We start from the raw sequence: 202 nt of genomic DNA, 5'->3' as shown, positions 1-202 counted from the left end.
CCGGCTGAAGTCAGTGAAGGCGGCAGCATTACCTATACCGCCACGGTCAACAATGCCCCTGAAACCGACCTGGTGCTGACCCTGTCCAACGGCGCCAGCATCACCATTGCGGCCGGTCAAACCGAAGGCACTATCACCGTCGCGGCACCGACTGATGATGTCTATCAGGACGGTGAAAACCTCTCGGTCAATGTCACCGGAG

At 58.9% G+C, this 202-nt stretch carries 1 protein-coding gene; it reads left to right on the top strand.

Features of this window, described 5'->3' with window-relative positions:
* Positions 1 to 202, top strand: a 202-nt coding sequence (locus RC73_RS20890; protein WP_039036225.1) for an immunoglobulin-like domain-containing protein, incomplete at both ends; no start/stop codon positions are given.

This window comes from Shewanella sp. ECSMB14102 (assembly GCF_000813075.1).
GTDB classification, from domain to species: domain Bacteria; phylum Pseudomonadota; class Gammaproteobacteria; order Enterobacterales; family Shewanellaceae; genus Shewanella; species Shewanella indica.
This window is presented reverse-complemented; position numbering and strand designations above follow the sequence as displayed.